A 14,000-nucleotide genomic window follows, 5' to 3' on the forward strand; every position below is an offset into this window, starting at 1 on the left:
TGGGGGATTTACGGGCGTATGGTAACCAGCGACACGAGGCCGATCAGACCCCGTTTGCGGGACGGGGAAGAGCAGGAGGAAGACGTGACGTCCTCGCTTTCGGACCGACGCTTTCTGATCACCGGCGGAACCGGTTCCTTTGGCCAGACGATGGCCCAGCGGCTGCTCGACGCCGGCGCTGCCGAGGTGCGCGTCCTGAGCCGGGACGAGGCGAAGCAGGACGCCATGCGCCTACGCCTACGCAACGAGCGGGTCCGCTTCTACGTCGGCGACGTACGCGACCCGGACAGCGTGACGAAGGCGGCGCGAGGCGTGGAGTACGTGTTCCACGCCGCCGCGCTCAAGCAGGTCCCATCCTGCGAGTTCTTTCCGCTTGAGGCGGTGCGGACCAACGTGCTCGGCAGCGCGAACGTGGTCGACGCCTGCGAGCGCAACGGCGTCGAGTGTCTGGTGCTGCTCAGCACCGACAAGGCCGTCCACCCGGTCAACGCCATGGGCATGACCAAGGGGCTGATGGAGAAGGTGGCCCAGGCACATGCCCGCAACAACCCCGGTGCGCGCACCCGGGTCTGCTGCGTCCGCTACGGCAACGTCATGTGCTCCCGGGGATCGGTCATCCCGCTCTTCCTGGAACAGATCAGGAACGGCGTCCCGCCCAGGGTGACCGTGCCGACCATGACGCGCTTCCTCATGTCGCTGTCCGAGTCGGTGGAGCTGGTGGAGCACGCGTTCCGACACGGGCAGCCGGGTGACGTCTTCATCCGCCGGGCCAACGCCTGCACCATCGGCGACCTGGCCATCGCGCTCTGCGAGCTCCTCGATGCTCCTCCGAAGATCGACGTGCTGGGCATCCGACACGGGGAGAAGCTCTACGAGACGCTGGCCAGCCGCGAGGAACTGGCCCGCGCGGAGGATTTCGGCCAGTTTCTCCGAGTGCCGGTCGACAGCCGCGACCTCAACTACTCGCTCTACTTCGAAGAGGGTGACACGGGCGGGGAGCACAGCTCCGACTACAACTCCCACAACGCCCGGCGGCTCAACGTACCCGAGATCATGTCCCTGCTGATGACCCTGCCCGAGGTGCGCGGGCCGGTGGAGGAGGCGCGGGGGCGGCGGCTGGACGAGATGGTCGGCACCGCGGGCGTCCTCGGGGCGCGAGCGGCGCGATGACCACCTCGGACAACCCGTTGGAGCGGCCCACCCGGGTCGCCTTCGTCACCCAGTGGTTCCCGCCGGAGCCGGCCACGATCCCGCTGGGGCTCGCCCGCGCCCTGCGCAGCCAAGGACTGAACGTGGACGTCCTGACCGGTGTGCCCAACTACCCGACCGGTCGGGTCAGCCAGGGCTACTCCGCCTGGCGCCGGAGCACCGAGACCCGGGAGGGGTTCCGGATCCGCCGGACCCCGCTCTACCCCAGCCACGACCACTCCACCCTCCGGCGGACCGCCAACTACCTGAGCTACGCGGCCTCGTCGTCGCTATTCGGCGGGGCGGTGCTCCGGGCCGCCGACGTCGCGTTGGTGTATTCCTCGCCAGCGACCGCCGCCACGGCGGCGATGGCGGCCCGACGGCGCTGGGGCCTGCCGTACGTGCTGATGGTCATGGACCTCTGGCCGGACTCGGTCTTCGCCACCGGCTTCCTCGACCGCGGGCCCGCCCGGCGGGTCGCCGAGCGGGGACTCCACTGGTTCACCGACCGGACCTACCGGCTGGCCGCCCACGTGACGGTGACCTGTCCGGGCATGTTGGAGGCGCTGGTCGCCCGGGGCGTCCCGCGGCAGAAGGTCTCGGTGGTCTACAACTGGGCCGACGAGAAGCTGATGCAGCCCACCGAACCCGACCCCCGGCTCCGCGCGGAGCTGGGGCTGACCGACGGCTTCGTCATCATGTACGGCGGCAACCTCGGCGTGGCTCAGCGCCTCGACGTGGCGGTCCGCGCCATGGCGGAGCTGCGCGACCTGCCGGACGTGCACCTCGTGCTGGTGGGCGACGGCATCGAACGGCCGGTGCTGCGCGCCCTGGTGGATGAGCTCAAGTTGCGCACCGTGCACTTCGTGGACCGGGTCGCACCGGAGCGGATGGCGGCGCTCGCCGCGGCGGCGGACCTCCAGCTGGTGTCGCTGGCCGACGAGCCGCTGTTCCGGATCACCATGCCGAGCAAGGTCCAGTCCATCATGGCGTGCGGACAGGCCCTCCTGGTCTGCGCCCCTGGGGACGCAGCGCGGGCGGTCGAGAATGCCGGCGCGGGATTCACCGCCCCGCCCGGCGATTCCGTCGGGTTGGCCGGCATCATCCGGCACGCCCGTCGAGTGCCACGCCGGGATCTGCAGGCGATGGGCCGCAACGGACGCCACCACTACCTGCGGGTGATGAGCGAAGAGATCAACTCGCGGCACCTGGCCGATCTGCTCACCTCCGCCGCCCGACCGGGCGTCCGGTCGGGCACCGGGGAGGGCCGATGAGCCGCCGGATACTGGTCATGGGTGCCACCGGAATGCTCGGTCACACCCTGGTCCGCCAGCTCAACGAGGCCCCCGGCCTGGACGTGCACGCCTCGGCCCGGACCACCGCTGACCTCAGCACCGTCTTTCCCCCCGACGTGGCGGCCCGGATAACCGGGGGTGTCGACGTGCGGGACATGGCCCACGTGGAGCAGCTGCTCGGCCGGGTCCGCCCCGAGGTGGTGGTGAACTGCGTCGGGATAATCAAACAACGGCCCGACGTCCAGGACGCCATACACACGGTGACGCTCAACGCCCTCTTCCCGCACCTGCTCGCCCGGGAGTGCGCGCGCCGGGACATCCGGCTGATCCACGTGAGCACCGACTGCGTTTTTTCGGGGGACCGGGGCAGCTACGTGGAAACCGATATACCGGATCCACCCGACCTCTACGGTCGATCGAAGCTGCTGGGCGAGCCGGGCGACCCGGCGCTCACCCTGCGCACCTCGATCGTGGGCCACGAGCTGGCCAGCAACCGGTCCCTCGTCGACTGGTTCCTCTCCCAGACCCACGAGGTCCGCGGCTTCACCAAGGCGATCTACAGCGGGGTCACCACGACCGAATTCGCCCGTTTGCTCAGCTCGGTGGTGTTTCCCCGGGAGGACCTGACCGGCATGTACCACGTGGCCGCCAGCCCGATCACCAAGCACGACCTGCTGCATCTGGTGGCCGAGGCGTACGACTGGCCGGGGCGGATCGTCCCGGACGACCGGTTGTCCTGCGACCGGTCGATGTCGGCGGAGGCGCTGGCGCTGCGGACCGGCTACCGCCCGCCCGCCTGGCCTCAGATGATCTCGCAGCTGCGGGACGCACGAACGCGCTGGGCGCTGCCCCGACCGATACCGGCCCCACCGGCCTGCGGGGTGTGACGACGGCGGAGCGGCCGACTCCATGACAGCGGGCCCGGACGGATGCCCGGGCCCGCTGTCGTTCCCTGCCGCGCCACCCTGCCGTCAGCCGAGGAGGCGGACCTCCTCCAGCACGTTGGCCGAGCGCTGCTGAGCGTGCCAGGAGCGGAACGCCCGCCCGGCCGACTCCCTGGCCCGCCACCGATCGTCGGCGGACCGGGCGGCGAGGCGGTCGACCTGGGCGGCGAAGGCCTCGGCGGTGAGCGGCCGGACGACCACGCCGCCACCGTCCTCGATCAGCGTGCTCCACGGCGTCTCGCCAGAGCAGACGACCGGGCAGGAGGCCGCCAGGCTCTCCAGGATCACGTGCCCGAAGTTCTCACCTCGGGTGGGCAGGAGGAACGCCTCGTACTCCCCGAACGTCGGGATCACCCGCTCGGGTGTCAGCTCTCCGAGGTAGCGGACCACCACGTGGGCCGGCATCTTGTCCATCAGTCGACGACAGCGGGCCCAGTAGGCGGCGTCCTCCAGCGGGCCGAAGATGTCGAACTCGACCGGGCGGGCCACCTTCCGCAGCGCGGCGAGTGCCAGGTCCAGGTTCTTCATCGGCGAGACGCGGCTGATGAACACGAGGCGCAACGGCCCGGCCGAGCGGCCCTGCGGCGGCTGGGGAGCGGCCGGGAGCGCGGCCTCCTGGCCGTGCACGATGATCCGGGCCCACGGGAACCGCGCGGCGATGTGCCGCGCCTCGAGCTCACTGCACGCCTGCCAACGCACCCCCAGTCGTTTCAGCAGGGGCGCCCAGAGCAGGAGGAACGCCCGTTTCCGGGTCGCCTTCAGCCGTAGCGCGCCCGGGGAGAGTTCACCGCGTGGCGCGACGAGGACCGCCCGTACCGGAAGCACCCGCAGGGCGACGGCGAGGACGGGCACCAGCGAGAAGAACGACCAGAGGCTGTTGACGTACAGCAGGTCGAGGCGGCGGGCCCGCAGCTGCCGCGCCAGCCGCAGCCAGTTGGCGGGATCACCCACGCGCAGGTAGTGGACCAGCGCCGCGCCGCGGCGGGTCCACCGCCCGGACAGCCCGGGGTACGGCTGGGACGAGCCGAGATCCCGGTCCCGGGTCACCAGCAGGAGTCTGATGTGCGGTGGCAGCGTGTTCATGATGGTCTCCAGCGACCGCACCGGACCCCCGCCCCGGAATCCCGGCTGGAACACCTGGCTGGTCGCCAGGACCTGGTAGGGAATGGGTGTGTCGTCCAACGTTTGCTCTACGTCGGATCGCAGCGCCGCTTCATTTCTGTTCACACCAATTTCGCCTCCCGCGGGCGTGCCGTCGCCGCACCGCTCATCCTGAAAACTCGGTGCGGCGGCAAAAGGTCACGGATGTCCGTCATGGGGCGGATGAACGCCGCCAGGGGTGAGACACGGCGCGCCACGAAACGGAGAACTATTCAAAATGCCCTGAATCAGGATTCATCACTCCGACAGGTGCTACAAACCCTTCATCAGGCAATCAATCACCGATGGAGGCGACATGGACGTGCTGGACGGCGGCCCCCAGGCTCGCCGACGGGGTCGTCGGCCCACCTCCGCCCGACCACCCCGGCTCAGCACGGGCACCCGGTCGGCCCGCCGATGACGAGGTCCATCCGAGCCACCGGCGGCGGCCGTTTCATTCCCGTCGAAGAACCGGCCACGCTGCCCGGGGCGGGGGGACCTCGGCACGCACTGCCCCCGGGGCGCAACCGCTCGTCCACCCGGAACTCGCTGATCGCCTCCTCGTCGGGCCTGGCGAGCGGACTGCTGAACGCTGCGGTGCTGGCGCTGAGCGCCCGCGACGGCCAGACCGGGGAGATCGCGGCCTACACCGTCGTCACCGCCGCGCTGACCCTGGTGGGCATCGCCGTCGCCGGCGGATCTCCCCTGCTCTACATCAGCGGGGACGCCGAGCAACGTCGTGCGGTACGCAGCCAGTGGGTCTTCCTGACGCTGCCCAGCATGGCGGTGGGCACGGTGGCGATCGGTGCCTTCTACAGTCGGTCCGGATACGAGTGGCCGGCGATGTTGGCGGTGGGCGCGGTGGCCGTCGGCAACAACCTCGCCGCACTCCAACTCGGCGACCTCGCCCGGGAACTGCGCTTCATCCGCAGCGCGCTGGTCATCTGCGGCTGCAAGGTGCCGGCGCTGCTGATGGTCGTCACCGGCGCTCGGTTGACTACCGCGCTGCTGGTCGCGACGGTCGTCCAGTTCCTCGTCGCCGAGGCCTGCCTCGGCCGGCACTCCTGGCTGCGCCCCGCCCGACTGACCGACCTGTCGCCACGGCGGGCGATGTCGGTCTTCGGAATGAACCGGCACCTGTTCACGTACACCATCGCGGAGTTCTACAGCGGCAGGGTCACCACGGTGGCGCTGTCCCTGATCGCCACTCCCCGGGTGATGGGCGCCTTCGGCGCCGTCATCAGCGTCTACCAGGCGCTGGGCGGGGTCCTGCTCGCCGCGCTACGGGTGTCGCTGGTCGGGCGGGTACGCATCCGGCAGGGAATCGGCGGCCGCACCGGCCCCGATCGACAGGCCGAACTCGTCGCCGTCCTCGGCGCCACCGTGATGGCGGTGGTGACTGCGGTGGGGGCGCCCTGGATCAGCGGCGAACTCCTCCGGCTGCCGGACAGCGGGCCCGCCGTGTGGCTGATCCTGCTGGCCGTCGCGCTGCCGTTCATGACGGTCGCTCGCGCGGCGACGCTCAACCTGATCGGCGATGCCGACTACGGCACCGCCACCCGGATCATGTTGCTCAACGCCGCGCTGATCAGCCCGCTGGCCATCGTGGCCGTACCCCTGGCCGGGCCGATGGGGGCGGCCGTGTCCACCCTGGGGGCAGAGGTGCTGACGGTGGCGGCTCTCGGGCTACCCTGGCTCCGCCGCCGCGGCCGGTGGCCGGCGGTGGCCGGCCCGCCACTGCGGGGGCAGGGGCGGCCGGCACCGTGACCGTCGGCGGCGGGTCGGTACCCAGCGCCGGCGCCGATCAGAGATCGGTCGTCCGCCAGACGCCCATGACCCGACCGCTCTGCACCGCATCGTCCCGGATCTCGTACCGTGGGGCGGGAAGATTGAACGGGCGCCGGCGCAAATTGAGCACCCGGAAGTCGCCACTCCTGATGTCGGCGTTGAACCTGGTCGCCTCGTCCGTGGTCACCACGAGATGACCCGCCCCCGACGCTCGGACGTTGGCCAGCAGGCTCCGGGCGTCGGCGAGGGAGAGGTGGAAGAGCACCTCCCGGCAGAGGACCACGTCGACGGCGGGAAGCGGCTCGGTGACCGCGTCGAGGCAGCGGAACTCGCGCCGGGGCGAGCCGTGCCGGCGCTGATTCTCCTCGATCACCGCGGCCACGATGTCCACGCCCACGTACGGGACGTCGAGGCGGACATGCTGCATCCAGGTGAAGTCCCCGCAACCCACGTCCAGCACGGAACGGGCTCCGAGCCGATCGATCAGTCGGGGCAGTTCCTGCTGGAGCACCGTGGTCGCCTCCAGCCGAGAACCGGCACCGGAGAGGGTCGCCGGATTCTGCCCGTTCAGCCAAATGCCTCGGCGGTAGATCTGCTCGAACGCCCCTTTGCGGTCCGGCGTCATCAGGTGGCTCACGTCCATGCCGCGGGAAGCGCGGCGTCGGAACAGCAGCTGGTCGAGCGACGTTGCGTGCAGTCCGTGCCGGACCAGCTCGCGGACAGTTGTTCTGTTCATCGGGGCATTCCTCCGAGGTCGTGGGTGCGCTGTGACGTAAGGGCCCGGTCCGCATAGACCAGGGGCGCTCGCGAGATTCCTGTAGATTACCGATGAAAAGCGCAGATTATCGCATTTGTGATTCCACAGCTGGGCTTCTGGCCCGCCGATGGCGGGGCCGGGCGGCCCGCCTTCCGGTACTCCCGCCGCGGGCGCCGCGTTGTGGTGAGCTGTACCGGTGGCGGGGTATGTGTTCGGGCTGGTGCTGCATCCCACCCGGGATGTCTCCGAGGTGGTCGGCATCATCGACGGCTGGGCGGCCCGGCATGGCAGGACGCTGGCCGTCCGCGCCGAGGACCGGCACCGGGTGCCGGCATCGGTGGAGCCGGTCCCCGGGCCGGAGCTGGCCGCCCGGTCGGACGCGCTGATCAGCGTCGGCGGGGACGGGACCATGCTGGGCGCGCTGCGGGCGGCGGTGCGGGACCCGAAGCCGGTGCTCGGGGTGCACGTGGGCCGGGTCGGTTTCCTGGTCGAGGTGGAGCCGCCGGACCTGCCGCGGGCGCTGGACCGGCTGGCGGCGCACGACTTCACCATCGAGTCGCACGCCTGCCTGGCCTGCGACGTCTGCGGCGACGACGTGGTGGCGTTCAACGACGTCGCCCTGGTCCGGCAGCCGGGCCTGGGCTTCGTCACCGCCAGCCTCGCCGTCGACGGGCAGGAGTACGGTTACTACCGCTGCGACGCCCTGGTGGTGAGCACGCCGATCGGCTCGACCGCGTACAGCTACGCCGCCGGCGGACCGCTGGTGTCGCCCGCCACCCAAGCGGTGGTGGTGACGCCCTCCGCGCCTATGTCGGGCATCTCCCGATCGGTGGTGTTCTCCCCCGAGGAGCGCATCCGGCTCGACCTCCGCCCGAGTTCGGCGCCCGTCGCCGTCGAGGTGGACGGCCTCGTGATCCGCGACGCCGCCACGGAGGGCGCGGTGGAGGCCCGATACGTACGCGACGCGGGCTTGGTCGTCCGGCTCGATCCCCGCCGCTACCAGGAGCGCAGCCAGCTCAAGCTCAGCCTGCTCGACCTGCCGCTGCTGCCCGACCAGCTCCGGGAGCTGCTTCCCGAGGAACTGCGCGAGCAGCTCAACCGGCGCGAGCTCCCCCCACCCCGCTGACCGGCGAACGGCCCGGCGGGAGCCGCGCCCCTTCACTGCGGGCAGCCCGCCTGGGCAGTCGCGCGACGATCGCCGGGGCCGGCGTCAGCCCTTCGACAGCACCGCGCCGACCAGGGCCTTCGCCTCCTCCTGGATGCGGGCGAGGTGCTCCGACCCCTGGAACGACTCGGCGTAGATCTTGTAGACGTCCTCTGTGCCGGACGGCCGGGCGGCGAACCAGCCCGACTCGGTGGTCACCTTCAGCCCGCCGATCGACGCGCCGTTGCCGGGGGCGGTGGTGAGGATGGCGGTGATCGGCTCGCCGGCCAGCTCGGTCGCGGTCACCTGCTCGGGTGACAGCTTGCCGAGGACGGCTTTCTCCTCCCGGCTGGCCGGCGCGTCGAGCCGGGCGTACGCGGGCGCGCCGAAACGCTCGGCCAGCTCGGCCCAGTGCTCGCTCGGGGTCCGGCCGGTGGTGGCGATGATCTCGGCGGCGAGCAGGCAGAGCAGGATGCCGTCCTTGTCGGTGGTCCAGGTGCTGCCGTCCCGGCGCAGGAACGACGCGCCGGCGCTCTCCTCGCCGCCGAACCCGACCGCGCCGTCGAGCAGGCCGGGCACGAACCACTTGAAGCCGACCGGCACCTCCAGCAGCGGCTGGCCCAGGTCGGCGGCGACTCGGTCGATCATGGAGGAGGAGACCAGGGTCTTGCCGACCGCCGCCAACGGGCCCCACTGCTCCCGGGTACGGAACAGGTGGCCGATCGCCACCGCCAGGTAGTGGTTGGGGTTCATCAGGCCACCGTCGGGGGTGACGATGCCGTGCCGGTCGGCGTCGGCGTCGTTGCCGGTGGAGACCTGGTACCTGTCGCGGGCGGCGATCAGCGAGGCCATGGCGTTCGGTGAGGAGCAGTCCATCCGGATCTTGCCGTCGGAGTCCAGCGTCATGAACCGCCAGGTCGGGTCGACGGTCGGGTTGATCACGGTGAGGTCGAGCCGGTGGCGCTCGGCGATCTCCCCCCAGTACGCCACGCTCGCCCCGCCCATCGGGTCGGCGCCGATCCGCACCCCGGCGTCCCGGATCGCGGCGATGTCCAGCACGGCGGGCAGGTCGTCGACGTAGCGGGCGAGGAAGTTGTACTCGCCGGTGGTGTCGGCGGCGCGGGCCCGCGCGTACGAGATGCGTTTCACCTCCTTGAGCCCGGCGGTGAGAATGGCGTTCGCGCGGTCCTGGATCCACTTCGTGACGTCGGTGTCGGCGGGCCCCCCGTGGGTGGGGTTGTACTTGAACCCGCCGTCCGAGGGCGGATTGTGGGACGGGGTGATGACGATGCCGTCGGCGAGGCCGCTGGTCCGCCCCCGGTTGTGGGTGAGGATGGCGTGGGAGAGCGCCGGGGTGGGGGTGTAGCCGTCGCGGCTGTCGAGCAGCACGGTGACGTCGTTGGCGGCGAGCACCTCCAGCGCGCTGACCGTCGCCGGGGCGGAGAGGGCGTGGGTGTCCCGGGCGAGGAAGAGCGGGCCGTCCAGGCCGCGTTCCCGCCGGAAGTCGCAGAGCGCCTGGGTGACGGCGAGGATGTGATCCTCGTTGAATGCCGTGGTCAGGCTCGACCCGCGGTGCCCGGACGTGCCGAAGGAGACCTGCTGCGCCGGGTCGCTCGGATCCGGGTGCTCGGCGTAGTAGGCGGTGACCAGCCGGGGTACGTCGACCAGGTCGGCGGGCTCGGCGGGCTGGCCGGCACGGGGATGGGCCACTGCGGATCCTCCTCGAGTTACGCGGTCAGGGCTCGACGCGCTGACCCTTGCCGATGACGACGATGCCGTTGTCGGAGACGGTGTAGCGCTGGCGGTCCTTCTCCAGGTCGACGCCGATCTCGGCGCCCTCCGGGACGTAGACGTTCTTGTCCAGGATGGCCCGCCGGATCACCGCGTGCCGCCCGATCTCGACGCCTTCCATGAGCACCGCGCCGTCGACGTGCGCCCAGGAGTGCACCTTCACCTTCGGCGAGACGATCGAATTCTCCACGAGCGAGCCCGAAATCACCGAGCCCGGCGAGACCATCGAGCTGACCGCCCGCCCGACCCGCTCCCCCCAGGCGTGCACGAACTTGGCGGGCGGGTACGGCGGCTGGTTGCTGTAGATCGGCCAGTCGAAGTTGTAGAGGTTGAACACCGGGTGGACGTTGATCAGATCCATGTGCGCGTCGTAGAACGAGTCGAGCGTCCCCACGTCCCGCCAGTAGCCCCGGTCCCGGTCGGTGCTGCCCGGGACCTCGTTGTCCTTGAAGTCGTAGACGTTGGCCTCGCCGCGCTCGACCAGCATCGGGATGATGCTGCCGCCCATGTCGTGCTTGCTGGTCTTGTCCTCGGCGTCGCGCTCGACGGCCTCGCAGAGCGCCTTGGTGGTGAACACGTAGTTGCCCATCGAGGCGTAGATCTGGTCGGGCGCGTCGGGCAGCCCCACCGCGTCGGTGGGCTTCTCGCGGAACGCGCGGATCCGCCGCCCGTCCGCGCCGACCTCGATCACGCCGAACTGGTCCGCCATCGACAGCGGCTGGCGGATGCCGGCCACGGTCACCGCGGCGCCGGAGGCGATGTGCTCCTCCACCATCTGCCGCGGGTCCATCCGGTAGATGTGGTCGGCGCCGAAGACGATCACGTGGTCGGGCTGCTCGTCGTTGATCAGGTTGAAGCTCTGGTAGATCGCGTCGGCCGAGCCGGCGAACCACCACGGCCCGCGGCGCTGCTGGGCCGGCACCGGGGTGACGTAGTTGCCGAGCATGGTCGACATGCGCCACGTCGTGGTGATGTGCCGGTCCAGCGAGTGGGACTTGTACTGGGTCAGCACGACGATCTTGAGAAAGCCGGCGTTCGCCAGGTTGGAGAGGACGAAGTCGACCATGCGGTACATCCCGCCGAAGGGGACGGCCGGCTTCGCCCGATCGGTGGTGAGGGGCATCAGGCGCTTGCCCTCCCCGCCGGCCAGCACGATCGCGAGCACCTTGGCAGCCATGCTCCGACGCTAACCATCCCGCCCCGACTTCACCACTCGTACGGGCACGATTCCACGCCGGGTGCGCGGCATGCATCTGCACCTGGCTAGCTGGTGACTGGTGTTGGCCATTTTTGGAAGTGGCGTAGGTGGCGGGCATGGTGTGGGGCCGTGGGGAGGTTTAGCGCGTTCCGGTTCACGGTCGATCCGTCGCCGTCGCAGGTGGCGGTGTTGGCCCGTCATGCGGGGGCGTCCCGGTTCGCATTCAACCAGTGCCTGGCTCTAGTAAAAGAGGCCCGTGGAGGACCTACACACCGCCGGTCTGCTGCGCAACCGGCGTCTCGCCGCCGCCATCTCCGACGCTGGCTGGGCCGACCTGGCCCGCATCATCGGCTACAAACAACGCTGGCGAGGCGGGCAGACCGCCCAGGCACCCCGCTGGTACCCGTCCACCAGAATGTGCAGCACCTGCCCCACCACCGGTCCCGCCCTACCCCTGTCGCCCCGCATCTTCCGCTGCCAGGAGTGCGGCCATACAGCCGACCGGGACGTCAACGCGGCGGTCAACCTCGCCGTCTGGGCCGAGCAACACCATGCCCAGACCCGGGACCCCGAAGCACGAGGCCCGGTCACCAACGCCTCCCGAGGGGACGGCTCTGGCCAGCGCCCACGCGCCGGTGAAACCAGCCCGATGACGGAGGAACCCCACCGCCACGAACACCGTGACGGCAGGGACGCCCGAGAAGGGCGGTGTCTCATGATCCAACCGACTATTGAGACACGCTGTAGGGTGCCGAGCATGAGCGACTTCGCACGCCTGCGCGTCGACCTGCTCACCCGGGAGTACCCACCGGAGGTGTACGGCGGGGCCGGGGTGCACGTCGAGTACCTGGCGCGCGAGCTGCGCCGCCTCGCCGACGTGCGGGTGCACTGCTTCGGCGCGCCGCGCGACGAGCCGGGGGTCACCGCGTACGCCGAGCCAGCCGAACTCGCCGGCGCGAACCCGGCGCTGCGGACCATGGGCGTCGACCTGGCGATGGCGGCCGGCTGCGCCGGCACCGACGTGGTGCACAGCCACACCTGGTACGCCAACCTGGCCGGGCACACCGCGAAGCTGCTGCACGGGGTGCCGCACGTGGTCACCGCGCACAGCCTGGAGCCGCTGCGCCCGTGGAAGGCCGAGCAGCTCGGCGGCGGGTACGCGCTCTCCTCCTGGTGCGAGCGGACGGCGTACGAGGCCGCCGACGCGGTGATCGCGGTCAGCGCGGGGATGCGGCGGGACGTGCTGGCCGCGTACCCGGCGGTGGACCCGGACCGGGTGCGGGTGGTCCACAACGGCATCGACACCGCCCAGTACGCGCCGGACCACGACACCGACGTGGTGGACCGGCTCGGCATCGACCCGGCCCGCCCGAGCGTGGTGTACGTCGGCCGGATCACCCGGCAGAAGGGCCTGCCGTACCTGCTGCGGGCGGCCCGGGAGCTGCCCGCCGACACCCAGCTGGTGCTGCTCGCCGGCGCCCCCGACACCCCGGACATCGCCGCCGAGGTGGAGGGGCTCGTCGCGGAGCTGCGGGTCAACCGCTCGGGCGTGGTCTGGGTCGCGGCGATGCTGCCCAAGCACGAGGTGATCCAGGTGCTCACCCACGCCACGATCTTCGCCTGCCCGTCCGTGTACGAGCCGATGGGCATCGTCAACCTGGAGGCGATGGCCTGCGAGACGGCCGTGGTGGCGACCGCCACCGGCGGGATACCCGAGGTGGTCGCCGACGGCGAGACCGGACTGCTGGTGCCGATCGAGCAGGCCACCGACGGCACCGGCCGGCCGCTGCACCCGGAGCGGTTCGTGGCCGACCTGGCGGCCCGGCTCAACGAGCTGCTGGCCGACCCGGCGCGCACCGCCGAGTTCGGCCGGGCCGGGCGGCGCCGGGCGGTGGAGCACTTCTCCTGGGACGCCATCGCCCAGCGGACGCTGGAGGTGTACCGCTCGGTGGGCGCCGCCGGCTGACGCCCGGGGGTCAGGTGTCGGGCGAGATCAGCGCCAGCTTCGGAAAGTACATGCGGTACCGGGCGCCGTCCCGGGTCAACAGGCGGTACCCGCACACCGCGGCGTGGGCTCCGATGTAGAAATCGGCGATCGGCGAACGCTTGGTGCCGCCCTGCATGCGGTACCTCGCGTACGCCTTGCCGGCGAGGAAGCCCGCCGGATACGGCAACTCCTCGCGCAGGAAATCCGCGGCGGGCAGCGCCTCGTCGAGTTCCTCGATGGCGGCGAAGCGTACCGACACCTCGGCGTACACGATCGGGTTGATGACCAGGGCACCGGCGTCCCGGGCGGCGGCCAGGGCCTCGGCTGACCACTCCGCCCAGCGCGGGTCCTCGGTGAAGATGTCCAGCAAAACGTTGGTGTCGACCAAGGTGGTGGCGGCGTCACCCGATCGGGCGGCGACGGCCCGGACCCACTCACTCGCCACGGAGCAGGTCCATCAGCTCGTCCGTGGACATCCCCTCGGCCTGCCGGGCCCCACCCCGCCCGCGCATGTGCCGGACCAGGCGTTGGCCCCGGGTCTCCGCGCCGCTCACCCGAACGATCCGCAACGCGCCGCCCTCCTCGACGACGTCGACCTCGTCGCCCTCGTGCAGCCCGTGTCGGGCGCGCAGGGCGGCGGGGATGGTCACCTGACCCTTGCTGTTCAGCTTCATCCCGCCTCCTTCTGACACGTATTACGAATGATACGTGCCACCAAGCGTCAGGGGGGCCGACGCGTGGATCACGCCTCGAGCCGAGCGCGAAGCG

12 protein-coding genes and 2 pseudogenes are annotated in these 14,000 nt (G+C 71.0%); 8 read left to right on the top strand and 6 right to left on the bottom strand.

Features of this window, described 5'->3' with window-relative positions; genetic code table 11:
- The first annotated feature begins 84 nt into the window (after positions 1-84).
- The 3 genes from ABZ570_RS10465 to ABZ570_RS10475 are packed head-to-tail and all read left to right on the top strand — an operon-like array spanning position 85 to position 3,370.
- Entirely contained in the window at positions 85-1,170 is a 1,086-nt protein-coding gene (locus ABZ570_RS10465) for an SDR family NAD(P)-dependent oxidoreductase (RefSeq protein ID WP_358060026.1), read from the top strand.
- Positions 1,167-2,462, top strand: a complete 1,296-nt coding sequence (locus ABZ570_RS10470) for a glycosyltransferase family 4 protein (RefSeq protein WP_358060029.1) — start codon at positions 1,167-1,169, stop codon at positions 2,460-2,462. Before ABZ570_RS10465 ends, ABZ570_RS10470 begins: the two co-directional genes overlap by 4 nt.
- Complete coding sequence (locus ABZ570_RS10475) at positions 2,459-3,370, top strand: SDR family oxidoreductase (RefSeq protein WP_358060032.1); 912 nt, start codon at positions 2,459-2,461, stop codon at positions 3,368-3,370. The genes ABZ570_RS10470 and ABZ570_RS10475 overlap by 4 nt, the downstream gene beginning before the upstream one ends.
- 84 nt (positions 3,371-3,454) lie before the next feature.
- On the opposite strand, the gene ABZ570_RS10480 is transcribed toward ABZ570_RS10475, so the two are convergent.
- On the bottom strand, positions 3,455-4,609 hold the full coding sequence (locus ABZ570_RS10480) for a glycosyltransferase (protein ID WP_358060035.1): 1,155 nt from the start codon (positions 4,607-4,609) through the stop codon (positions 3,455-3,457).
- Positions 4,610-4,984: 375 nt separating this feature from the next.
- Between ABZ570_RS10480 and ABZ570_RS10485 the strand changes: the two genes are divergently transcribed.
- Positions 4,985-6,334, top strand: coding sequence for a hypothetical protein (locus ABZ570_RS10485; RefSeq protein WP_358060038.1), 1,350 nt, complete (start codon positions 4,985-4,987; stop codon positions 6,332-6,334).
- Positions 6,335-6,371: 37 nt separating this feature from the next.
- Here ABZ570_RS10485 and ABZ570_RS10490 read toward each other — a convergent pair whose 3' ends face one another.
- A complete protein-coding gene (locus ABZ570_RS10490; RefSeq protein ID WP_358060041.1) occupies positions 6,372-7,091 on the bottom strand; it encodes a class I SAM-dependent methyltransferase in 720 nt (239 codons plus the stop codon).
- A 217-nt stretch (positions 7,092-7,308) separates the two neighbouring features.
- On the opposite strand from ABZ570_RS10490, the gene ABZ570_RS10495 reads away from it, so the two are divergent.
- Positions 7,309-8,238, top strand: coding sequence for an NAD(+)/NADH kinase (locus ABZ570_RS10495; RefSeq protein ID WP_358060044.1), 930 nt, complete (start codon positions 7,309-7,311; stop codon positions 8,236-8,238).
- An 84-nt stretch (positions 8,239-8,322) separates the two neighbouring features.
- Here ABZ570_RS10495 and pgm read toward each other — a convergent pair whose 3' ends face one another.
- Positions 8,323-9,966, bottom strand: a complete 1,644-nt coding sequence (gene pgm, locus ABZ570_RS10500; protein WP_358060047.1) for a phosphoglucomutase (alpha-D-glucose-1,6-bisphosphate-dependent) — start codon at positions 9,964-9,966, stop codon at positions 8,323-8,325.
- A 25-nt stretch (positions 9,967-9,991) separates the two neighbouring features.
- On the bottom strand, positions 9,992-11,224 hold the full coding sequence (gene glgC / locus ABZ570_RS10505) for a glucose-1-phosphate adenylyltransferase (RefSeq protein ID WP_358060050.1): 1,233 nt from the start codon (positions 11,222-11,224) through the stop codon (positions 9,992-9,994).
- 150 nt (positions 11,225-11,374) lie between these two features.
- Between glgC and ABZ570_RS10510 the strand changes: the two are divergent.
- The 3 genes and pseudogenes from ABZ570_RS10510 to glgA form a co-directional block, all read left to right on the top strand.
- A pseudogene (locus ABZ570_RS10510) lies at positions 11,375-11,488 on the top strand (helix-turn-helix domain-containing protein); the annotation flags it as partial.
- 13 nt (positions 11,489-11,501) lie between these two features.
- Positions 11,502-11,765, top strand: a pseudogene (locus ABZ570_RS10515) (transposase); the annotation flags it as partial.
- Positions 11,766-12,002: 237 nt separating this feature from the next.
- Positions 12,003-13,211, top strand: coding sequence for a glycogen synthase (glgA, locus tag ABZ570_RS10520; RefSeq protein WP_358060149.1), 1,209 nt, complete (start codon positions 12,003-12,005; stop codon positions 13,209-13,211).
- Between the two features lie 10 nt (positions 13,212-13,221).
- Here the strand turns inward: glgA and ABZ570_RS10525 are convergent, their stop codons facing one another.
- Positions 13,222-13,677 carry a type II toxin-antitoxin system VapC family toxin gene (locus ABZ570_RS10525; RefSeq protein ID WP_358060053.1) on the bottom strand — a complete coding sequence of 152 codons (456 nt, stop codon included), beginning with the start codon at positions 13,675-13,677 and terminating at the stop codon, positions 13,222-13,224.
- Positions 13,667-13,906 (bottom strand): AbrB/MazE/SpoVT family DNA-binding domain-containing protein, encoded by a 240-nt coding sequence (locus ABZ570_RS10530; protein ID WP_358060056.1) that lies wholly within the window; start codon positions 13,904-13,906, stop codon positions 13,667-13,669. Before ABZ570_RS10530 ends, ABZ570_RS10525 begins: the two co-directional genes overlap by 11 nt.
- Positions 13,907-14,000 lie beyond the last annotated feature (94 nt).

This window comes from Micromonospora sp. NPDC007271 (assembly GCF_040634005.1).
Lineage (GTDB): Bacteria > Actinomycetota > Actinomycetes > Mycobacteriales > Micromonosporaceae > Micromonospora.